This is a genomic window from Rhodococcus sp. NPDC054953 (assembly GCF_053609225.1).
In genome coordinates, this window is sequence record NZ_JBSGXD010000007.1 from 57473 (window position 1) to 78782 (window position 21310).

Consider the following 21310-nt stretch of genomic DNA (forward strand, 5'->3'; position numbering starts at 1 on the left):
AAGAAGGGGGCTCCCCAGGAGAAAGGGGGGGAGGGGGGGCCGTGGGAGGGAGAGAAAAGGGACAAAACTGGGGCGGCTTTCGCGACCCCCCGGGCGGGACCCCCCCCTTCCCCGGGTCCCCCCACTGCTCGTTGGCGACCGGTGATCGGGTCCTCACCCGTTCCGGTCGGGGACGCCGCACCGACGGTGTAGGTTCAGCGCGCCCACCAACAACCGAATCCGGGAGCCGCCGTGCGTTCGACCCGTCCCGCACCGATCCACGCCGCGGCAACGCTCGACCGGCGTCCCCGCACGCTGCGGGCCTGCGCCTGCGCCGTCGCCGTTGCCGCGCTGCTCGCGGTCCCGGTCGCGCCCGCCGTCGCGGTGCCGGGCAGCAGCGACCTGCTCGGCAGCAGCGGAAGTGCCGCCGGCTCGGACGGCGGCAGCGTGACCGGCGGATCCACGATCCCTGGCCCGCTGCAGAACGAGCACCCCGTCCTCCCCGAACTACGCGACGACATCACGGCGGCGGCGATCGTCGGCGAGGAGCGCATGACCGACCGGCTCGTCCGGTTCACCGTCGCCTCGCCCGCACTCCGCCGCGAGGTAGGAGTGGAAGTTCTTCTGCCGAAGGATAATTCGGTGCCGAGGCCGTCGCTCTACGCGCTTGAGGGGGTCGACGCGAACGAGCAGACGTCCGGCTGGGTCACGATGGGCGGCGTCCCGGCGTTCTTCGCGGACAAGAACGTCAACGTCGTGATGCCCAACGGCGGGGTGTCCGGCCTCTACACCGATTGGGATCGGATCGACCCCGCCGTCGGGCTGCACAAGTGGGAGACGTTCCTCACCGAGGAACTGCCGCCGCTGCTCGACGCCCGGCTGCGCACGAACGGGGTCAAGTCGCTGCTCGGCATCTCGATGGGTGCGCAGGGCGCGATGATGCTCGCGCACCGGCATCCCGGCATGTACCGCGGCATCGCGGCGATGAGCGGCTGCTACTCGACGATGGACGACGTCGGCAAGCTCAGCGTGCTGTGGACGATCTCGTCCCGCGGCGGCGACCCGGTCAACGCATGGGGCGAGGTCGGCGGCCCCGGATGGGCGGCGCATGACAGCGTTCGGGGCGCCGAGGCGCTGCGCGGCATGGACATTTTCCTGTCCGTGATGCCGGGATCACCGGGCCGGTACGAGACCCCCGACATTCCGGACTACCAGGACCGGGTGACGGTCGGCGCGACCATCGAGGCCTCGGCAAACGCCTGCACCCGCAGGCTCGACGCGCGACTCGACGACCTCGGGATTCCGGCGACCGTCCGATATCAGCCGGACGGTGTCCATGCGTGGGTGTACTGGCGGGACCAGCTGCCGCAGGCGTGGCCGACGCTGGCCCGATCGTTCGGGATGACCGCCTAGCGCAACTGGTCCCGGCGGGCCATCGTGCTACCCAGCCCGGCGGCGGCGGCGCGGACGGCCGCGACCTGGGTCTCCGGACGGAACCGCCCCGTCGGTCCGGTGACGCTGATCGCGGCGACCGTCTCCCCACCGCGGCCGACGACCGGGGCAGCGACGCAGTTGATGCCGAGCGCGGACTCTTCGTGTTCGAACGCGACACCCGTCTCGACAATCCTATCCAGTTGGCGGCCAAGGATTCCCGGCGCAACGATGGTATGCGGGGTCCGCCGGACCAACGGCCCCGCCAGCACCTCGCGCTGAAGCTCGGGGGCGGCGAAGGCCAACAGCGTCTTGCCGATCGCGGAGCAGTGCAGCGGGATGCGGCCGCCGGTGCGGGACGGGGACTTCGCCTGTCGATGGCCGCCGATCTTCGCGACGTACACCACGTCGTGCCCGTCGCGGACCCCGAGGTGCACGGTCTCGTGCGTCCGCTCGTACAGGTCCTGCAGGAACGGCATCGCCATCTCCAGCAGGCTGCGTTCGAGCGAGGCGAGCATGCCGAGTTCGAACAGGCCGCCGCTGAGCCGGTAGCCGCCGTCCACCCGGTCAAGGAGCCGGTTGGCGACCAGTTCACCCGCGAGGCGGTGCACCGTGGCCTTGTGCAGTCCGGTCCGGCGGACCAGCTCGGCGAGCGGCAGCACCTGATCGTCCGGGCGGTAGGCGCGCAGGATCGTCACCGCCTTGCCGAGCACGGTGTCGAGGTTCACGCCTCCGGTCATCAGCCGAGCGTATCGCTGAGTGAGACGCAGGCCTGGTCCGGGCGACGGAATCCCGTAACAGTTGGAGCATGAGCCAGCCCACCAACTCCATCGCAGCGAGCGAATCCGACATCGCCGCCGCAGCGGACCGCCTCGCGGCCGCCGCGGCGGACGGTGTGCCGTGCGCCCCGATCCGGGACCTGATCGGCGAGGCCAACCTCGAGGCGGCCTACGCGGTCCAGCAGCAGTTCAACGAGCGCCGGGTGCAGGCCGGTGCCCGGATCGTCGGCCGCAAGATCGGCCTGACCTCGAAGGCCGTGCAGGAGCAGCTCGGCGTCGGCCAGCCCGACCTCGGTGTGCTCTTCGACGACATGGACTTCGCCGACGGGTCCGACATCCCGATGTCGCGGCTGATCCAGCCGAAGATCGAGGGGGAGGTGGGCTTCGTTCTCGGCAAGGATCTGATCGACGGCCCGCTCGACGCCGCGCAGGTCCGCGACGCCGTCGACTACGCGGTCACCGCGCTGGAGATTTGTGACAGCCGGATCCAGGGCTGGGACATCCGGTTCAGCGACACCGTCGCCGACAACGCCTCGTCCGGCGTGTACGTCCTCGGCACCGAGCGGCGCACCCTCGACGAGGTCGAGCCGGTGAACGTCACCATGTCGATGTCCGTCAATGGCGTCGAGGTCTCCAGCGGCAACGGCGCGGCCTGCCTCGGCGATCCGATCGAGGCCGTCGTGTGGCTGGCACAGACCGCCCGCGAACTCGGTCAGCCGCTGCGTGCCGGACAGGTGATCCTGTCCGGCGCACTCGGCCCGATGGCGCCGGTGCAGGCCGGCGACACCGTCACCGTCACAGTGTCCGGACTCGGTTCCGTGACAACACGTTTCACGGAAGGAGTGAACGCATGAGCAAGGTCAAGGTCGCGATCATCGGATCGGGCAACATCGGCACCGATCTGATGATCAAGGTGCTGAACCACTCGGAGCACCTGGAGATGGGTGCGATGGTCGGCATCGACCCCGCCTCGGACGGTCTGGCCCGCGCCGCGGCGCTGGGCGTGCCGATCACCGCGGAGGGTGTTGAGGGTCTGGTGAACCTGCCGAACTTCGACGAGATCGAGATCGTCTTCGATGCCACCTCGGCCAAGGCGCACGTCACCAACGACGCCCGGCTGCGCCCGCTCGGCAAGCGGATGATCGATCTGACGCCCGCCGCGATCGGCCCGTACGTGATCCCCGCCGTCAACGGCGACGAGCACTTGGGCGCCGAGAACGTCAACATGGTCACCTGTGGCGGCCAGGCCACCATCCCGATGGTCGCCGCGGTCTCCCGCGTCGTTCCGGTGGCGTACGCCGAGATCGTCGCGTCGATCGCGTCGAAGTCGGCCGGTCCGGGCACCCGCGCGAACATCGACGAGTTCACCGAGACCACCTCAGCCGCGATCGTCTCCGTCGGCGGAGCCAAGCGCGGCAAGGCGATCATCATCCTCAACCCGGCCGAGCCGCCGCTGATGATGCGCGACACGGTCTTCTGCCTCGTGGACGCGCCGGACCCGGCCACCCACGACGAGATCCGCCAGTCCGTCGAGAAGATGGTCGGCGACGTCGCCGCCTACGTGCCCGGCTACCGCCTCAAGCAGCAGGTGCAGATCACCGAGATCCCGGCCGACCAGCCGGTCGAGACCCTGATCGTGGACGGCAACCGCCCGACGCACCAGGTGTCGATCTTCCTCGAGGTGGAGGGCGCGGGCCACTACCTGCCCGCCTACGCAGGCAACCTCGACATCATGACCTCGGCGGGACAGCAGATCGCGGAGCGGATCGCACAGCAGAAGGAAGCAGGCCGATGAGCACCAACCCCACCATCTTCGTCCAGGACGTCACCCTCCGTGACGGCATGCACGCGGTGCGCCACCGGATCTCGACGGACAACGTCAAGCGGATCGTCAAGGCGCTCGACGAGGCGGGCGTCGACGCGATCGAGGTCGCGCACGGCGACGGACTCGCCGGCGGTTCGGTGAACTACGGCCCGGGCTCGAACACCGACTGGGAGTGGATCGAGGCCGCGGCCGACGTTCTGCAGCACGCGCGGCTCACCACGCTGCTGCTGCCCGGTGTCGGCACCATCGAGGAGCTCAAGCACGCATACAAGCTGGGTGTGCGCTCGGTGCGCATCGCGACGCACTGCACCGAGGCCGACGTCTCCGCGCAGCACATCGAGACCGCCCGCGAGATCGGCATGGACGTCTCCGGCTTCCTGATGATGAGCCACATGGCACCCGCTGAGGAGCTCGCGAAGCAGGCCAAGCTGATGGAATCGTATGGCGCGCACTGCGTCTACGTCACCGACTCGGGTGGACGCCTGACCATGGGTGGGGTCCGGGACCGGGTCCGCGCCTACAAGGATGTGCTGAACGAGGGCACCGAGATCGGCATCCACGCCCACGAGAACCTCTCGCTGTCGGTCGCCAACTCCGTTGTGGCCGTGGAGGAGGGCGTCTACCGCGTTGACGCGTCACTCGCCGGACACGGTGCGGGCGCGGGCAACTGCCCGATCGAGCCCTTCATCGCGGTCGCGGACCTGTACGAGTGGAAGCACGGCTGCGACGTGTTCAAGCTGCAGGACGCGGCCGACGACATCGTCCGCCCGCTGCAGGACCGGCCGGTCCGGGTGGACCGCGAGACGCTGACCCTCGGCTACGCGGGCGTGTACTCGTCCTTCCTGCGGCATGCCGAGATCCAGTCGGAGCGCTACGGCGTCGACGTGCGCACCCTGCTGCTCGAGGCGGGCAAGCGCAAGCTGGTCGGTGGCCAGGAGGACATGCTCATCGACATCGCGCTGAACATCGTCGCCGAGCGCGAGGCGGCCGCCAAGTAGCGTCCCCCACGCCACGCGCAGAACCCCTGTGCACACACCTCTTCGGGTGTGCACAGGGGTTTTCTGCGTCGAACGCCCCTGCGCGTGCCGCAGAAGCGGTGTGCACAGGGGCATTCGCGCCGTCCGTCAGACCAGCGCGGCGACCTTCTCCTCGGTCACCGGTTCGGCGGGCGGTGTGCCCTGCCTGCGGTCGGTGAACCATTCGATGCCGAGCACGCAGACGAGGGCGACGGCGGCCCAGACCAGGAACGTCACCAGGTGGCCACCGACGCCCCCACCGCCGAAGTAGAGGATCGAGCGGGCCGACTCGACCGCGGCGGGCATCGGCAGGATGTCGTGCAGCGTCCGGAAGATCTCGGGCGACAGGTAGATCGACATCCCGCCGCCCGAGGCGGGCACGCCGAGGAACATGACCACCAGGATCACGGGGAGCACGGCGAGCATGCCGATCAGCCGCGCGAAAACGGTGGTGAACAGCGAGATCGCGAACGTCGCGAGCGCACCGACACCGATGAGCTGCCCGGCGTGCCCGGACACCGCTCCGACGACCGGTCCCGCGATGAGCCACACGACCGCGGACATCGCGACCGCCCAGCCTGCCGCGATCGGCAGCAGCCTACGCAGGGTCAGCAGCTCCGGTGCCGCCGTCGACATCACGATGATCAGCATGAATCCGGACATCATCCAGCCGATCGCGAGGTACATGCTCACCGTGCCGACGGTGTCATCGGCGCTGAGCGGCGTCACGTCCGCGGTAGTCAGCGCCATGCCCTGCTGCTGCGCCACCTGCGTGAACACGGTGGTGACGACCTGCTGCTGACTCATGCCTGCGGCTCCCGCGGTGATCAGCGTCGCCGTCGGGCTGTCGACGCTCGGCAGCACGAACGCACCGACCACCGTTCGGTCGACGACCAGTTGCTCCGCCTCGTCGGGGGCGGCGATCCGGACGTCGAACATGCCCGCCATCGACCCGTCCAGGCCCGCGGCCATCCGCTCGGCCTCGACGGGGTCTGCGGCGGCGACCGCGACCGGTAGTTCCCGCGGCGACGGCTGGTACATCGCCGACGTCATGATCGACAGCATCATCACGACCATCGCGAGCGGGAACAGCACGATCGTGGCGTAGCGGACCCGCCGGGACTGCGGACGACCGCCGGTGAAGGACGCGATCGTCACCTCGGGCGGTGCCGTCTCGGGGTTCCTGCGCCGCCGCAGGACGTCGACGACCACCGTCAACGCGATGGCCGCCACGGCACCGACGGTGAGAACAACGAGGTGTCCGGTCAGGCCGGTTCCGCCGAAGTACAGCGCCGAACGCAGTGCCTCACCGATCGCGGGCGACGGCAGGAAGGTGTACAGCACCGAGAACATGCCGGGCATCGTGTGCACCGACATGCCCAAATTGGAGGCGGGGATGCCGAGCACCATCAGGAAGAGCATGCCGACGAGCACGGCGAGCGGCCCGAAGATCCGGGTGAGGAACAACTGCACCGCCGAGATGGCGAACACGCCGAGCCAGCAGATCCCGAGAACCGCGGCGGTGTGGCCCTGGACGGCCCCGAGGAGTGGGTCCGCGACCACCCAGACGACGGCGGCGACCAGTGCGGCCCAGCCCGCGAGCAGCGGGAAGATGCGGCGCTTGCGGAGCAGTTCCGGGGCCGCCGACAGGATCAGGCTCAGCGGCATGTAGCCGGCGAGCGCGAGGGCGGTGGTCATGAACATGACGGCGAGGCCCGCGCCGTCGTGCGCGGGCAGCGGTGCGAGGTCGTCCGTCTGGACGGTGGCGCCCTGCTCGGCCGCGAACGGCACCAGCAGGTTGGTGACGGTGGACGCCTGGGACGCGCCAGCCGCGCCCGCGGTGAGGACGGTGGCCTCGCCGGTGCCGGAGAACACGACGGCACCAACGACCTCGCGGTCGGTGACGAGTGCGCGTGCCTGATCGACGTCGTCGGCGACCCTGGCGGCGAGCGCGGACGGGTCGGTGGCGTCGAGCGCATCCGCGAGGCGGGCGGAGTCGGCGGGACTCGCGCCGACCACGGCGACCGGCAGGTCGTGTGGCGTCGGCGCATGCATCGCGCCGAGGTAGCCGCCAACCAGCATCGTCACCATCAGAAACGGGAAGATCAGCATGCCCACATAGCGGGCGATCCGCATCTTGCGTTCCCGCGCCGCCTCGGCCGCGGGATCCACCAGTTCCACCTCCTCGGACAGCGGCTGCACGTGTTCGGTCACGAATACTCCTCGTCTGCGTGGCTGGGAGCCCGGCGCCTACCGGACACCCCCCAAATTTACGCCACGTGTCTTAAATCGTGCCATATCGGCCCGCCATGACGTTGGTCTCACCGCGCGCGGGATCATGGACACGGTTCACCGACGACCACATCGGTCGGTGCCACCGACGAACGGGAGCGAGATGGCGCGCAAGAGCGAGCAGGCGCGGACCGCGCTGATGGACGCGGCCGAGGAACTGTTCGGCCGGTACGGCATCGACCAGATCTCCAGCAGGCGCATCGCCGAGCAGGCGGGGAACTCGAATCACTCCGCGGTCGCCTACCACTTCGGTGACCGGGACGGCCTGATCCGGGCACTGTTCGACCGGCAGGCGGCGAGCACCGACGCACTACGCACCGCCATGCTCCACGACATCGGCACCGACGGCAGCCTCACTGACTACCTGCGATGCATGATCCTTCCTGCGACACAGGCATTTTCATTGCTCCCACCGCCATCGTGGCGGGCCCGGTTCATCAACCAGGCCCGCCACAACCCGACGGCGGCGGCGCTGTTCGCGCAGCGGGCGGCGAGCATCTCCGCCGAATCTGAGCGGATCCGGGCCCTCGCCATGACACACCTCGGCCACCTCGACCGTGAGGTGATGGTCGGGCGGGCCTGGATCCTGAGCCGGATGATCTTCGACGTGTGCGCCGAGTACGAGTCGGGCATTGCCGCGGGCAACCGCCCGGCCGACTGGGCGGCGCTTGGCAACTTCCTTACCGATGCCGCCGCGGGACTACTCGGCGCCCCGGTGTCGGAACCCAGTCCGTTCCACCCGGATTCGTCGACGCTGCTCTGAGGCCCACTACCCCCCGGAACCGTACGGCCGGGTGATGATCTCGAGAAAGTGTCCGGACGGGTCGAGGAAGTACGTTCCCCTCCCGCCATCATTCCGGTTGATTCCGTGCGCAGATTGGCGCGGGTCCGCCCAGTGCTCGAGACCGATCTCGCCGATGCGGCCGTAGATGGCGTCGAAGTCCTCCTCCGAGACCAGGAAGGCGTAGTGCTGCGCGGGCACGACGCCGTCCGGCGGTTCGGCGTAATCGAGCGTCACCCCGTTTTCGAGCCGCACGGCGAGGAAGTGGCCCGCGGGCACCGGGTCCGGGAGCCCGAGGAGCCAGGTGAGAAAGTAGGCCGAATGCTGCCGGTCCTTCGCAGCGACGATCGTGTGGTTGAGCGAGATGGTCAAGGAAACCCCTTGGTCCGACGCCTCCATGCCTGACGCAGTCCGCCACCGGCACGCGACGCTGCTCCACAACTACCGCCCCGGAGCCGCCTTGGCAAGCCCCGCAGGCGACCGCGAGCGCTACTGCGCTCGGAGCGCCCGGATCCGGCCGGCCAGCTCGTCGGCGGTGGCCGGGTCGTCCAGCGCGATCGCCACCTCGGCGCGGGCGGTGAGGGCGCCGAGCAGAGTCGCGTCGTCCGCCGCCTCACCGAACCTGCGCAGCGCCACGTCCAGCACCCGCGCCGCGGTCGCGTCGTCGTTCTTGAACTCCCGGAAGATTCGGGCGTTGTCGACCGCCCTGGCCAACCCGTTCAGTCCGCTCGATCCGCCGTACTCGACGTCCGGCTCGTCACGCTGAATGAAGATCAGACTATTGCCGGAGGGGTCGACGACGGTGAAGCGGCTCTGCCCCTCCCGAAATCGGGTGATCCGGGGCAGGCCACGGCCGGGAACCCGCCCGAGTGCCGTGCGCAGCGAGGAGCTGAACGCCCGGTGGTACGGGGCAACCGCGTCCACCAGCACCAGACAACCACCCGAGGTCTCCCTGGTGGGATCCAGACCCTCCGGCGCCGTTCCGAAGTGCACCTCGAATCCGCTGAACGACAGCGCAAGGTACAGGTACGGGCGGGTCATCTCGTAGGTGACCTCGAATCCGAGTGCCCGGTAGAACGCGAGCGTGTCGTCCACCGACAGGCAGGGCAGCAGCGGCACCGTTGCCTCGTTGGGGGTTACGGTGTCGGCGGCGGGTAGTTCCGGAGTTCGCGGCACGGCGACCCTTTCGTGGGGAATCGGGTGCTCGAAGCTAGCAGACGATGCCGGTCCACGAACCGCCGGTTCCAGCGTCAGCGATAGTCCGGGTTGGGGAAGGTCGGCGCACAGCCCGCGTCCCACAGCGACCGTTGATTGCCGTACGCGGGAATTCCCCCCGCCGCCTTGATCATTGCCGCAAGGTGCATCAGGTTGTAGGTCATGAACGTGGTGTTGCGGTTGGTGAAGTCGTTCTCCGGTCCGCCGGACGCCTCGTCCAGGTAGGACGGGCCGGGGCCCGCCTCCCCCACCCAGCCCGCGTCGGCCTGCGGCGGGATCACATACCCGAGGTGCTGCATGCTGTACAGCACGTTCATCGCGCAATGCTTGACGCCGTCCTCGTTGCCGGTGAACAGCGCCCCACCGACCCGGCCGTAGTAGGCATACTGCCCCTTGTCGTTCAGGATCGCCGAGCAGCCGTACAGCCGCTCGATCACCCGCTTCATCACGGAACTGTTGTCGCCCAACCAGATCGGGCCGGCCAGCACCAGGATGTCGGCGGCGAGGATCCGGTCGAACAGGCGCGGCCATTCGTCGCTCGGCCACCCGTGCTCGGTCATGTCCGGGTACACGCCGGTCGCGATGTCGTGGTCGACCGCGCGAATCTGGTCGACCGCAACCCCAGACTCCCGCATCAGCGACACGCTCCGATCAATCAGCCCCTGCGTGTGGCTGCGCTCCGGGGACCGCTTGAGGGTGCAGTTGACATACACCGCAAGCAGGCCGGTGAAGTCGGGACGCGACTCCGGGGACTCGGGACCGGACATCGGGCACCTCCGAGTAGGACGGCGGATCCGAGCTTCCACGATAGGCGGGTCCCCGAGCAGTCGCACGCCAAACCTGGCCCGGCCGCGACGCGACCCCGCCCCTGTTCCGTGGTTCTCGCGCGTCGGAGGCCTGCACAGCCAGATGGCCATTCCACGCGATTCAAGGCGCTGGTGACGGCGGGGGTTGCGTGTTCAGACGGCGACGACGCTCTCGCCATCGTCGCCGCGCCGGTACTGACCGGGCGCAAGACCGTATTCACGTTTGAACGCCTTCGCGAAGGCGAACTCGCTCTGATAGCCGACTTTGCGGGCCACACCGGCCAGAGGCGTGTCGGTGTCACGGAGCAACCGGGCCGCGGTGAGCATGCGCCAGCGGGTGAGATAGGACAGCGGCGGTTCACCGACCGTGGCGGCGAATCTGCGGGTCAGCGTCGCCCGGCTCACCCCGGCGACGGCGCTGAGTTCAGGCACCGTCCAGGCTCGTTCGGGTGCATCGTGGATGGCGCGGAGCGCGGCAAGCACGCCCGGATCGGCGAATGCTCCGGCCCAGCCCGTCCGGGCGGGGGCCTGCTTCTCGAACCAGACGCGCAACGCGAACAGCAGCAGCGTCTCCAGCAGCGCCGGAACGGCGGCGTCGGTTCCAGCGCGCGGCCGCGCCAGCTCCATGGCCAAGACGTCGACGAGCCCACGCAACCCCGGATCAGCACCCGGCCGCACGGGGATGTGCACGAAATCGGGCAACTCGTCGAGCAGTCTATGGCTACGCTGCCGACCCAATGCGTAGGCGCCGCACATCAATTCGCTACGCACACCGGGGCCGCTGAGCTCGCGGGGTTCCCCGAGGTGGGCCTGCTCGGTCACCGCACTGTCGAGACTGTCCACGAGCACGTGGCCTGACCCGCGCGGCATCAGAATCACATCCCCGGCGCCCAGCGCGATCGGCGCACCGCTGGGTGGCACCAGCCAGCACGAACCCGCGAGGACCACGTGGAATCCGGTGCCCGGCACCACGGGATAGTCCCGCCCCCAGGGTGCGTGCCGAATGAACACGCCGCAGGTCGGAGCACCTGTGCGGATGGCGGTGATGGTGTCACTGAGCACGTCCACGGCGCCAATCTACTGATCGACCGACCGGTGAGTCATTCGGGCATCGGGGTGAGCCGATGAGCCATTCAATCCCCGAACGCTCCCCCATAGCTTCGTACTCATGACGAACAGCACACAGCACCCGAATGGCCACCGCCCCACCATCGCCGTGTACGGAGCCACAGGCCATACCGGCGGATACGTCCTGCGCGAACTCCGGCGTCGTAGCCTCACTCCGATTCTGGTGGGCCGCAACGCTACCCGTCTGCATGCGGCGGCCGCCGCCGCGGGCCTGCCCGACGCCGAGATCCGGCTCGCCAACCTGGATGACCCGGTCACTCTCACCACCGCGTTGACCGATGCCGACGTGGTCATCAGCACTCTGCCCGCCTACGTCGCGTTCGGCGAACCGGTGCTGGCCGCGGCCATCGCGGCCGGTGCGCACTACACCGACACCTCCGGTGAGCAACTGTTCCTGGCGAAGGTGTTCGACGAGTATGGTCCACGCGCCGAAGCCGCCAGCGTGACGATCCTCGGCGGCATCACCAACAGCAACCTGCCCGGTGACCTGCTCGGTCACCTGGCCGCGCGGGAGGTGGCAGCACCGGCCGAGGTCGTGATGAGCCTGGTCACCCGGGGTGAGGGCGGAGGATCGCGCGGCAGCGCGGAAACCGTTCTGGCCGGATTGGACTGGTTCCGCTCGGGCGGCTGGCACTTCGCGGACGGCGCACTGCGCACCGGCCCGATCGACCGGCACGCGCTGATGACCTTCCCTGGCGACGCGGACCCGACCGTGGTCGCCAAATTCCAGCAACCCCCGGTTCTCACCATTCCCCGGCACACCGACGTGTCCTTCGTGGCGGGCGTCGTCGAGGCCGACATGCTCGCCCAGCTCGCCGGCTTCACCCCGGAACTGCTGGATGCACTGCCCGAGCCGAGCACCGACCTCCGCTACGAGCTGGTGCTCGACGCCATCGGAGCAGACGGCACCGCGGTACGCGGCGTGCTCACCGGCCCGGACGCCTACCGCGACACCGCGATCATGGCAGTGGAGGCGGCCACCCGCCTCGCGACCGACGACCTCAAGCCCGGCGCACTGGCCCCCGCCGAAGCCTTCGACCCCACCGAGTTCCTCAATTCCCTGGCCGGTCACGACATCACGTGGCAGATCACCCCGGTCCGGTAAACGAGGGCGTATTGCCGACCCCCATTCGTCCTGGGTCGCACCTGTTCACGCCGACAGTCCGAGTGCGTCGGGAATGACCACAAATGCCTGGTGCAGGCGTTCGATGAGCTCGGCCCGGCCCCCGCTCGCATCGACGGCGACCCAGCCGCGCCCGGCAATACTCCATGCGGTGGTGGTCAGCTCGGCGAGAACACGGGGGCGCAGGTCTCCGTCAGGGAGGGCAAGCTTTCGCGCTATCTGGTGGGCAACTTGAGTTTCCACCCCTGATCGCGCGTAGTCGACGTGGCCGAGCAGGCTGGGGGCGGTGAGCACCAGCTTGCGGGTGGCGACGTAGCGGACGTCCCAGTCATCCGCGAGCTCGGCGACCGCGCCGGTGAGGATGTCGCGGAGCGCGGCGAGGACCGGGCCGCCGAGGTCGGTGGCGTCCAGGGCGTCGAGATAGCTGGCCCACAGCTCGGTTTCGGCCTCGACGGCAACGGCCTCCTTGGTGGGGAAGGCCCGGAAGAAGGTGCTCCGCGACACCTCGGCCGCATCGACCAGTTCCTCCACGGTGGTCGCGGCGAAACCCTTCTCCGTGAACAGCCGGAGCGCGGCGTCGGCGAGAGCGCGGCGGGTGCGGAGCCGTTTGCGTTCACGCAGCGGCAGCGCGCGGTCGTCGATGGGCATGCCGGGATCCTAGCCCGATACGAACCTCAGGCACGAAAGTAACTCAGTCGAAATTGACACTTGAACATTTATGAGACTCAGTGTCAGAATAATCCCATGTCCAGCATCGCCTCGAACAAGGAGAGCGCAATGAACACCACCGCACCGGCCACCCTGAACCCGTCGATCATCGGCCAGGCCGAGAAGCACCACACCGCGGTGCTGACCCGTGCACTGGCCGGTACCACGCTGGACGAGAAGCAGTGGATCGTGCTCAACCAGGCCCTGGCCGCGGGCACACCGGTCGATCCGGCCGCCCACGTCACCCGCGTCACCGCCATGACCCAGTGGAATCCCGCCGACACCGGGATCGCCCTGACCACGCTGCTCGAAAGCGGCCTGCTGCGGGCGACTTCGGGTGATCTGGTCGAGCCCACCGAGGACGGTGTGGCGCTCGCGGGCAAGGTCCGCGGCGAATCGAGCGCAATCGTGGCCGCCGCCTACGGCGCGGTCGCCCCCGAGGATCTGGCCACCGCCGCCCGGGTGCTGACCACCATCACCGCCCGCATGGCCGAGGAACTGGCCCGCGCCTGAACCGGGTGGCCGATTCCGGCCCCTCCCCCACACCACGCGCAAAACCCCTGTGCACATACCTTTTCGGGTGTGCGCAGGGGTTTTCTGCGTCGAACGCCCCTGCGCGTGCTGCAGAAGCGGTGTGCACAGCACCTCGGTCGCACCGCCCGGCTACCGCTCCGGACCGTGTCCTGCGACCCGCCCGTCCACCCGTGAAACGCCGAACGCGGCGGTCGCCTCGTGAGCGACCGCCGCGTTCGGCGTTGGTGAATCCTGCCCGTCGGGTCAGGCCTTCGGCGGGGCGAACGCCGCGAGCGGCTCCGACCCGGACCAGTCGTGACCCCAGTAGCTATCCGCGGTGATCTCCTCCGCGGTGAAGTGGCTCTCGTCCACCAGCATGCCCTCGGTACCGAACTCGAGGTCCCAGCCGCCGGGCGCCCGCACGTAGAACGAGATCATCTTGTCGTTCGTGTGCCGACCCAGGGTGGAAGACAGCGAGAAGCCGTTCTTGGTGACCCGGTCCAGCGCCTGACCGACGGCGTCGAGGGTGTCGACCTCCATCATCAGGTGCACCATGCCGGGCGCCTCGGACGGCGGCGCCGGGCAGATCGCCAGGCTGTGGTGCCGCTGGTTGATACCGAGGAACCGGACCCGACGCGGCGGGCCGGGCGCGTCGAGCCCGCCGAGCCGGATCGCGCCGCGCGGCAGGAAGTCGAGGACCTGCGTGTAGAAGTCGTAGGTCTCCTGGTACTGCGTCGTCGGCAGCACGACGTGGCCGAGGCCCGCCGCCTCGGTGACGAACCGGCCACCGTGCGGGGTGACGAGCGGGCTGTGGTCGAGAACCGGCCCGAAGAACACCTCGAGCACCGTGCCGGACGGGTCGGCGAACGTGATCGCCCGCTCGACGCGCCGGTAGTCGGCCTCCTCCTGGGTCAGCTCGCGGACCTCGACGCCCGCCTTCTCGACCCGCTCGCGCACGGCCTGGAGCCCGAACTCGTCGCGCACCTCCCAACCGACCGCGAGGACCTTGTCCACGTCACCGGGCAGGACCTGCAGTCGCGAGGTCCGCTCGTCGACGCGCAGGTACAGCGCGTCCTCGTCGGGGCCGGTGCCGACGGCCATGCCGAGGCCGTCGACGACCAGTTCACGCCAGCGGGGCAGGTCCTGGGACTGGACCCGCAGGTATCCGAGAGATCGGATGTCAGCCATGAATGTTCACCAATCCTTGTCGACAGATCAGATCATCGAGCGGTGGATGCCCTGCGGCTCGCCGCCGAGCTGGGTCAGCGCCGATGCGTGGTTGATCGAGCCGGGCACGTGAATCGCGTGCGACAGGCCGACGTGCGCGTCACGCCAGAAACGCTGCAGCGGCAGCGTCACCTTCATCGCGCCGCCACCGGCGCGGGCGAAGACCTCGTCGAGGGCGCTGACGGCGCGCCACGCGGCGTTGGTCTGGGTGCGGCGACCGATCGCACGCTCCTCGAAGGTGATCTTCTCGCCCTTCTCGGTCTTGTCCCAGAACCGGTCGACGGTCTCGAGGATCGCGACCCGGGACGCGTTGATCTCGTCCGCGGCCTGCCCGATCGCGTACATGACGTACGGATCGTCCTTGATCGGGACACCGGTGACCGCGACCCGCTCCTTCTGCATGGCGATGTACAGCCCGAGGCCGCCCTCGGCCATGCCGATCAGCGACGAGGAGATGCCGAGCGGGAAGATGCACGAGAACGGGAACTTGTACAGCGTCTCGTCGCGGCCAGCGTGCGCGGCACCGTTGCCCTGCAGGACGATGTCGGCGTCGATCGTGCGGTAGGCGGGCAGGAACGCGTCCTTGACGACGAAGTCCTTCGAGCCGGTGCCGCGCAGGCCGACGACGTTCCAGCTGTCGTGGTCGACGGTGTAGTCCGACTTCGGCACCAGCACGTGCAGGTTCTTGCCGGTGCGCTTGCCGTCCTTGTCGCCGAGCGCGGCGCCGATCATGACCCACTCGCAGTGGTCGTTGCCGGTCGAGAAGGACCAGCGGCCGTTGAGGATGTAGCCGCCGTCGACGGGGACCGCGACACCCATGGGCGCGTACGGCGACGCGATCCAGGTGTTGACGTCCTCGCCCCACACCTCCTGCTGGGCCTTGGGGTCGAAGAACGCCATCTCCCACGGGTGCACGCCGACGATGCCGGAGACCCAGCCGGTGGAGCCGTCGACGGCGCCGATGCCCATCGCGGTCTCGGCGAACTCACGCGGGTGCGCCTCGAGGCCGCCGAACTCCTTCGGCTGCAGCATCCGGATGACGCCCGCGTCACGCAGCCGCTTGGCGTTGCCGTCCGACAGGCGCATGAGCTTCTCGCCCTCGATGCCGCCCTCGCGGATCTCGTCCGCGTGCTGCATGATCCGGTCCAGGACCTCTCCCATGACTTCCCTCAACTTTCGCTGATCCGGCGGCGAGGCCGCCTCTTGGTTGTGAACGTCCCAGCCGTCAGGCGGACGTGGCTTCGGTGCTCTCGGTCAGTGGGAGCGTATTCGCGGCGGCGTACTTCGCGGCGAGATACCCGAAGACCATCGACGGTCCGATGGTGGCGCCTGCGCCCGCGTACTCGTTGCCCATCACCGAGGCGGTGGTGTTGCCGGTCGCGTACAGGCCCGTGATCGCGGTGCCGTCGGCGCGCAGCACCCGGCTGTTCTCGTCGGTGACGAGTCCACCCTTGGTGCCGAGGTCGCCCGCCTCGCACTTGATCGCGTAGAACGGACCCTTCACGATCTCGTCCATGTTCGGGTTCTTCATGGTCGGGTCGCCGTAGTACCGGTCGTAGGCGCTGTCGCCGCGGCCGAAGTCCTCGTCCTTGCCGGACCGGGCGAAGCCGTTGAACCGGTCGATCGTGGCGAGCAGCTTGTCGGCGGGGACGCCGATCTGCTCGGCGAGCTCACGCAGGGTGTCGGCCTTGTGGACGACACCCGAATCGTAGAACCCCTGCGGGAAGGGCATGTTCGGCAGCACCTGCGCGAACGGGTACCGGTTCTTCGCCTTGGTGTCCATGACGAACCAGGCAGGGACGTGTCCGCCCTCAAGCTGGTCGTGCACGAAGTTCACGTACGGCGACGACTCGTTGGTGAACCGCTCGCCCTCGCCGTTGACAATCACCGACGGCGGGATGCACCGCTCCGAGACCAGCGGGATCACCGCGCCCATCGGGTGGAACACCGACGGCATCCACCACGCGTCGTCCATGAGGTCCACCGCGGCACCGACGTCCTGGCCGACCCGGATGCCGTCGCCGGTGTTCTCCTTGGCGCCCGCGCTGATGTTCGCCCGGCCGTGCTCGGGCAGGTACCGGTCGCGCATCTGCTGGTTGTGGTCGAAGCCGCCGGTGGCGAGCAGCACGCCGCGGGTGGCACGGATCCGGACGGTCGTGCCCTCACGCTCGGCGACGGCACCGATCACGGCGCCGTTGGCGTCGGTGATCAGTTCGGTCATCGAGGTGCGCAGCCACAGCGGGACGCCGTAGTCCTTGAGCACCATGCGCATCCGGGCCGCCAGGGCCCGGCCGCCGGTGGACATGTGCCGACGGCGCACCGTGTTCGACGCGACCCGCCAGGCCGCGACGAGGGACGCGCGGCGGCCGGCCCAGGTCCGCTTGACCATCGCCAGGTCGTGGTAGTCCTTCGAGGTGACCCACAGGCCGAGGGGGCCCTTCATGCTGTTCGGACGCTGGTACTGCTCGTCCTCCTTCAGCTTGCGGGTGTCGAACGGCGTGCACTCGATGGTGCGGCCGAGCGGGCTGCCGCCGCGCTCCTCCGGGTGGTAGTCGGAGTAGCCCTTCACCCAGTAGAGCTGCATGTTCTTGTTGCGGTCGAGCAGTTCCATCAGCTTCGGGCCGTTGTCGACGTAGGCGTCGATCCGGGCGTCGCTGACCCCGGTGCCCGCGGTGAGGGTGCGCAGGTAGTGCTTGATCTCGTTCGGGTCGTCGACCATGCCCTTGCGGGTCAGCGTCGGGGCGTTGGGGATCCAGATGCCGCCGCCGGAGATCGCGGTGGAGCCGCCGAACTTCTTGCCCTTCTCGATGATCAGGGCGTTCAGGCCCAGCTCGGCCGCGGTGACGCCCGCGGACATGCCGCCGCCGCCGCTGCCGACGATCAGGAAGTCGACGGTGGTGTCCCACTGCTCTGCAGTCATGTGCTCGCTCTGTTCAGTCATCAGTTCGCGTCCTCGCGGAGCAGGAAGGCCAGGACCGCGGACGTCCATGCCGCCTTCGCTTCGATCATCGTCCAGTGTCCGCAGTTCGGGAACACGTGCAGTTCCGCGTTCGGGATGTCGCGCATCGGCAGCATCGCCATGTCCACCGGGCTGACCCGGTCGTCGCGGCCCCAGGTGAGCAGGGTCGGCGCCTGCACCTTGTGCAGCTGCGCCCAGTACGGGGTGGCGCCGGACGCCTTCGCGGCGGCCGCGTTGGCGGCGAACGCCTTGCTGCTGTACATCCGCGCGGCGATCTCGAGGGTGGTCGGCTCGGTGGCGAGCTGCCAGCGCTCCTCGATCAGTTCGTCGGTGACCACGGCCGGGTCGTAGACCATCGACTGCAGCCAGCGGACGAGGCGGTCCCTGGTCGGGTCGTCGGTGAACTCCATCAGCAGCTTGATGCCCTCACCGGGGCCGGGGGCGAAGACGTTCTTGCCGACGCCGCCGATGGTGACGAGCTTGCGGACCCGGTGCGGGGCGTTGATCGCCAGGTTGGTGCCGACGATGCCGCCCATCGAGTTGCCGATCACGTGCACCGGCTCGTCGATGCCGAGCGCGTCGAGGAACTTCCCGACGGAGGCGCCGGCCATCATCATCGGGTGCCCGTCGCCGGGGTCGCTGACGCCGAAGCCGGGGAACTCGAGGACCAGGCACCGGAAGTGGTCGGCGAAGTCGCCGAGCACGCCACGGTAGTTGCGCCACCCGGTGACGCCGGGGCCGGAGCCGTGCAGCAGCAGCAACGGCGGGCCGTCGCCTGCCTCGTGGTATCGGAGCACACCGAGGTCGGTGGCGACCTCCCGCTTGGTGCCCTCGTAGGTCAGTTCGCTCGTCATGCTCCCGACGGTGCCAGCTCCGACCGTCCGCCGGGGGGGATATTCCCGATCAGCGAGATGCCCGCCGCCGGTCCCTGCCTGCGCGGCGTCCCCCGGCGCCGCCCGCCGACCGGGACTACCATGACCGGCATCCCAAGGCACCGGATCGGAGTCGAGATGGCGAAGCTGCTCAAGTCCCTGGACGAAGACGAGTTCCTGCTCATCCGCGACACGAAGAAGACGCGGATGGCCGACCTCGACGAGGACGACCTGATCGCCTTGCACGGTCGAATCCGCAAGGCCCGCAACAAGTATGTGAAGCTTTACCGGCGTGCGGGCGCGGCGAAGGTGGTCGGGAAGGGGGCCCGCGGCGCCGGCAAGGACGCCAACACGCGCAACGCCCGCAAGGCCGAACTGTTCGAGGACGCCCTCGCCCGCGTCAGCCGCCGGTTGGCCGTCGTCGCCGAGCAGACGGCCCTCGAGCTGAAGCAGGAGCGGCTGGCGGCGGCGCGGACCGACGCGCCGTCCTTCGACGGTGCCGGCGCGGGCACCGGCAAGGTGCACACCGACGGCGCGATGCGCGTCGACCGGACCCGGGAGTCTCCCGGACGGAAGAAGTACGAGGCGTCGACGATCGCGGCCGGCGATCGCAGGCAGGCGGCGAGGGACAACCGCTGACCTCGCCCCTGCCGGTGGGTCCTAGATCCAGCCGCCTGCCCGGCCGCCGAGGACCCGGGTCCGCGCCTCCGGCGACCAGGTGTCGGTCGGGACCGGCGCGGCGGGCTGCACGGCGCGCCGCGTCGCTCCCAGCTCGGGGTACAGGGTGCGGCCGATCTCCCGTGCGGCGTCCACCACCAGCGGAGCCACCCGCTCGAGAGGGGCGGTGCGCACGTCCCCGCTGAGGGACAGCGACGCCACCGGCCCCTCCGGCCCGCGGATGGCGGCACCGACGCAGGCAACGCCGCGGGTCGACTCCTCCCGCTCGAACGCCAGGCCGCGCCGCTGCCGGATGCGGTTCAGTTCCAGGTGCAGGGTGCCGAGGGTGGTGATGGTGCTCGGGGTGGCCCGGACGAGCCGGTCGCCGCACACGGCGTCGACCCGCTCCGGGTCGAGCCACGCCAGGAATGCCTTGCCGGACGCGGTCGAGTGCGCGGGCAGCCGGCCGCCGACCCGGGACGGGATGGAGCTCGCCATCCGCCCCCCAACCTTGTCGAGGTAGACCATCTCGTTGCCGTCCAGGAACGACAGGTGGACGACCATTCCGGTCTGCATGTGCAGCTCGTGCAGCAGCGGTGCCGCCGCCTCACGGATCTCGGCGTGTCCCCCGTCGCCGCCGGTGCCCAGCGCCCGACGCCCGAGCCGGTACCCGAACGAGGCATGCTCGACCCAATTGAGCTTGACCAGCGAGTCCAGGATCCGGTGCACGGTGGAGCGGGGCAGCTGCGACCGGCAGGCGACCTCCTCGAGGGTGAGGCGGGCGGCGCGGCCGTCGAAGGCGTCGAGGATCAGCGTCATGCGTTCGACCATCGAGGGCGGAACCTCCCGGCCGCCCTCGCGGGGGGTCTTGCGGGCAGGCGCTTCGGTGGTGACCGTCATGACGACTCCTGAAGGTCCGGTGGGGTAGCGGCCCGTGCGACGGCCGCCCTCCCAAAACTGAAATCAATTCTTAAAACTGTAGCAAATCCGGTAGTGATCGGGAACACCTGCCGGAAACTACCCTGTCCCGCTCACCGAGAAGGTCCCCCGTCCCGGCGTGGCGGTGCGGTAGAAACCGGGCGCGGGTCCCGTATCCCCCGCGGACGGGAGCGAGAAGGCCATGCGAATCGGGATCGTCACCCCGGTGCTCATCCAGCACCCTGCCACCCGCGCGGACTGGGAGGTCGGCGCGGGCATCGACGACGTCGCCACCATCGCCGCGGCCGCGGACCGGCTCGGCTACCACCACGTCACATGCAGCGAACACGTCGCGGTCCCCACCGACATCGCCGCCGACCGGGGCGGCACCTACTGGGACCCGCTCGCCACCTTCGGCTACCTCGCCGCCACCACCACCCGGATCCGGCTGCTCACCCAGGTGCTCGTCCTCGGCTACCACCACCCGCTCGAGATCGCGAAGCGGTACGGCACCCTCGACCGGATCAGCGGCGGCCGCCTCACCCTCGGCCTCGGCGTCGGCAGCCTGCGCGAGGAGTTCGACCTGCTCGGGGCCGAGTTCACCGGTCGCGGCGCCCGCGCCGACGACGCGCTCCGGGCGCTGCGCGCTGCGCTGGGCCGGGCGACACCCGAGTACCACGGCGAGTTCTACGACTTCGCCGACCTGGTCGTCGAGCCGCACGCGACCCAGGATCGGGTGCCGCTGTGGATCGGCGGTCGCACCCCCCGCTCGCTGCGCAGGGCGATCGAACTCGGCGACGGCTGGGTGCCGTTCGGGCTGCGGCTCGACGACCTGACCACGATGCTCGCGAAGGCGCCCGTCCCGGAGGGGATGGAGATCGCCCTCGCCGCGGGCAGGGCCCTCGACCCGACCGGAAACGCCGAGGGAGCCATCCGCGCGCTGACCCGACTCCGCGACGCAGGCGCGACCGTCGCCGGGGTCACCCTCGACGCGTCCGGAGTCGACCACTACTGCGACCAGCTGGCCGCCCTGGCCGAGCTGGCTGTCCCCCTCGGTATCGAATTCGACTGAGACCCAACC

General features: G+C 69.5%; 21 protein-coding genes. 9 read left to right on the top strand and 12 right to left on the bottom strand.

The genetic code is table 11. The features are described 5' to 3' along the window. The first annotated feature begins 231 nt into the window (after nt 1–231). Complete coding sequence (locus ACWF62_RS07270) at nt 232–1392, top strand: alpha/beta hydrolase (RefSeq protein ID WP_378569591.1); 1161 nt, start codon at nt 232–234, stop codon at nt 1390–1392. On the opposite strand, the gene ACWF62_RS07275 is transcribed toward ACWF62_RS07270, so the two are convergent. After that, a complete protein-coding gene (locus tag ACWF62_RS07275) occupies nt 1389–2150 on the bottom strand; it encodes an IclR family transcriptional regulator (RefSeq protein ID WP_378509371.1) in 762 nt (253 codons plus the stop codon). The genes ACWF62_RS07270 and ACWF62_RS07275 overlap by 4 nt on opposite strands. Before the next feature lie 68 nt (nt 2151–2218). On the opposite strand from ACWF62_RS07275, the gene ACWF62_RS07280 reads away from it, so the two are divergent. From ACWF62_RS07280 to dmpG, 3 genes are read left to right on the top strand one after another with little or no spacing between them, the layout of a single operon-like run. Then, nucleotides 2219–3043 carry a 2-keto-4-pentenoate hydratase gene (locus ACWF62_RS07280; protein WP_378509372.1) on the top strand — a complete coding sequence of 275 codons (825 nt, stop codon included), beginning with the start codon at nt 2219–2221 and terminating at the stop codon, nt 3041–3043. Then, a complete protein-coding gene (locus tag ACWF62_RS07285; protein ID WP_378509373.1) occupies nt 3040–3984 on the top strand; it encodes an acetaldehyde dehydrogenase (acetylating) in 945 nt (314 codons plus the stop codon). The genes ACWF62_RS07280 and ACWF62_RS07285 overlap by 4 nt, the downstream gene beginning before the upstream one ends. Beyond that, on the top strand, nt 3981–5012 hold the full coding sequence (gene dmpG / locus ACWF62_RS07290) for a 4-hydroxy-2-oxovalerate aldolase (protein WP_378509374.1): 1032 nt from the start codon (nt 3981–3983) through the stop codon (nt 5010–5012). The genes ACWF62_RS07285 and dmpG overlap by 4 nt, the downstream gene beginning before the upstream one ends. 126 nt (nt 5013–5138) lie before the next feature. Here the strand turns inward: dmpG and ACWF62_RS07295 are convergent, their stop codons facing one another. Beyond that, nucleotides 5139–7244: an ABC transporter permease gene (locus ACWF62_RS07295; RefSeq protein WP_378509375.1), complete on the bottom strand. Its 2106-nt coding sequence runs from the start codon at nt 7242–7244 to the stop codon at nt 5139–5141. A gap of 181 nt (nt 7245–7425) precedes the next feature. Between ACWF62_RS07295 and ACWF62_RS07300 the strand changes: the two genes are divergently transcribed. Then, nucleotides 7426–8085 carry a TetR/AcrR family transcriptional regulator gene (locus tag ACWF62_RS07300; protein ID WP_452629729.1) on the top strand — a complete coding sequence of 220 codons (660 nt, stop codon included), beginning with the start codon at nt 7426–7428 and terminating at the stop codon, nt 8083–8085. A 6-nt stretch (nt 8086–8091) separates the two neighbouring features. On the opposite strand, the gene ACWF62_RS07305 is transcribed toward ACWF62_RS07300, so the two are convergent. The 4 genes from ACWF62_RS07305 to ACWF62_RS07320 form a co-directional block, all read right to left on the bottom strand. After that, nucleotides 8092–8502, bottom strand: coding sequence for a VOC family protein (locus ACWF62_RS07305; RefSeq protein WP_378509377.1), 411 nt, complete (start codon nt 8500–8502; stop codon nt 8092–8094). 90 nt (nt 8503–8592) lie between these two features. After that, nucleotides 8593–9279, bottom strand: coding sequence for a glyoxalase (locus ACWF62_RS07310; RefSeq protein WP_452629730.1), 687 nt, complete (start codon nt 9277–9279; stop codon nt 8593–8595). A gap of 74 nt (nt 9280–9353) precedes the next feature. Continuing rightward, a complete protein-coding gene (locus ACWF62_RS07315) occupies nt 9354–10085 on the bottom strand; it encodes a flavodoxin family protein (RefSeq protein ID WP_452629731.1) in 732 nt (243 codons plus the stop codon). 192 nt (nt 10086–10277) lie between these two features. After that, nucleotides 10278–11192 carry an AraC family transcriptional regulator gene (locus ACWF62_RS07320; RefSeq protein ID WP_378509380.1) on the bottom strand — a complete coding sequence of 305 codons (915 nt, stop codon included), beginning with the start codon at nt 11190–11192 and terminating at the stop codon, nt 10278–10280. A 100-nt stretch (nt 11193–11292) separates the two neighbouring features. Between ACWF62_RS07320 and ACWF62_RS07325 the strand changes: the two genes are divergently transcribed. Continuing rightward, the gene (locus ACWF62_RS07325) at nt 11293–12357 is read left to right on the top strand and encodes a saccharopine dehydrogenase NADP-binding domain-containing protein (RefSeq protein WP_452629732.1); all 1065 of its coding nucleotides are present in this window, start codon (nt 11293–11295) and stop codon (nt 12355–12357) included. A gap of 45 nt (nt 12358–12402) precedes the next feature. Here the strand turns inward: ACWF62_RS07325 and ACWF62_RS07330 are convergent, their stop codons facing one another. Continuing rightward, nucleotides 12403–13023: a TetR/AcrR family transcriptional regulator gene (locus tag ACWF62_RS07330; protein WP_452629733.1), complete on the bottom strand. Its 621-nt coding sequence runs from the start codon at nt 13021–13023 to the stop codon at nt 12403–12405. A gap of 96 nt (nt 13024–13119) precedes the next feature. Here ACWF62_RS07330 and ACWF62_RS07335 point away from each other — a divergent pair, with 96 nt between their 5' ends. After that, a complete protein-coding gene (locus tag ACWF62_RS07335; protein ID WP_452629734.1) occupies nt 13120–13596 on the top strand; it encodes a hypothetical protein in 477 nt (158 codons plus the stop codon). A gap of 264 nt (nt 13597–13860) precedes the next feature. Here the strand turns inward: ACWF62_RS07335 and ACWF62_RS07340 are convergent, their stop codons facing one another. The 4 genes from ACWF62_RS07340 to ACWF62_RS07355 form a co-directional block, all read right to left on the bottom strand. Continuing rightward, entirely contained in the window at nt 13861–14784 is a 924-nt protein-coding gene (locus ACWF62_RS07340) for a VOC family protein (RefSeq protein WP_378509384.1), read from the bottom strand. Nucleotides 14785–14811: 27 nt separating this feature from the next. After that, nucleotides 14812–15984 carry an acyl-CoA dehydrogenase family protein gene (locus ACWF62_RS07345; RefSeq protein ID WP_378509385.1) on the bottom strand — a complete coding sequence of 391 codons (1173 nt, stop codon included), beginning with the start codon at nt 15982–15984 and terminating at the stop codon, nt 14812–14814. A 64-nt stretch (nt 15985–16048) separates the two neighbouring features. Beyond that, on the bottom strand, nt 16049–17764 hold the full coding sequence (locus tag ACWF62_RS07350) for an FAD-binding protein (protein WP_378509386.1): 1716 nt from the start codon (nt 17762–17764) through the stop codon (nt 16049–16051). Beyond that, nucleotides 17764–18636, bottom strand: a complete 873-nt coding sequence (locus tag ACWF62_RS07355) for an alpha/beta fold hydrolase (protein WP_452629735.1) — start codon at nt 18634–18636, stop codon at nt 17764–17766. Before ACWF62_RS07355 ends, ACWF62_RS07350 begins: the two co-directional genes overlap by 1 nt. 156 nt (nt 18637–18792) lie before the next feature. Here ACWF62_RS07355 and ACWF62_RS07360 point away from each other — a divergent pair, with 156 nt between their 5' ends. Next, nucleotides 18793–19293 (top strand): hypothetical protein, encoded by a 501-nt coding sequence (locus tag ACWF62_RS07360; protein ID WP_378508590.1) that lies wholly within the window; start codon nt 18793–18795, stop codon nt 19291–19293. A 21-nt stretch (nt 19294–19314) separates the two neighbouring features. Here ACWF62_RS07360 and ACWF62_RS07365 read toward each other — a convergent pair whose 3' ends face one another. Continuing rightward, nucleotides 19315–20211 carry an IclR family transcriptional regulator gene (locus ACWF62_RS07365; protein WP_378508470.1) on the bottom strand — a complete coding sequence of 299 codons (897 nt, stop codon included), beginning with the start codon at nt 20209–20211 and terminating at the stop codon, nt 19315–19317. A 220-nt stretch (nt 20212–20431) separates the two neighbouring features. On the opposite strand from ACWF62_RS07365, the gene ACWF62_RS07370 reads away from it, so the two are divergent. Continuing rightward, on the top strand, nt 20432–21301 hold the full coding sequence (locus ACWF62_RS07370) for an LLM class F420-dependent oxidoreductase (protein ID WP_378508471.1): 870 nt from the start codon (nt 20432–20434) through the stop codon (nt 21299–21301). Nucleotides 21302–21310: the final 9 nt, after the last annotated feature.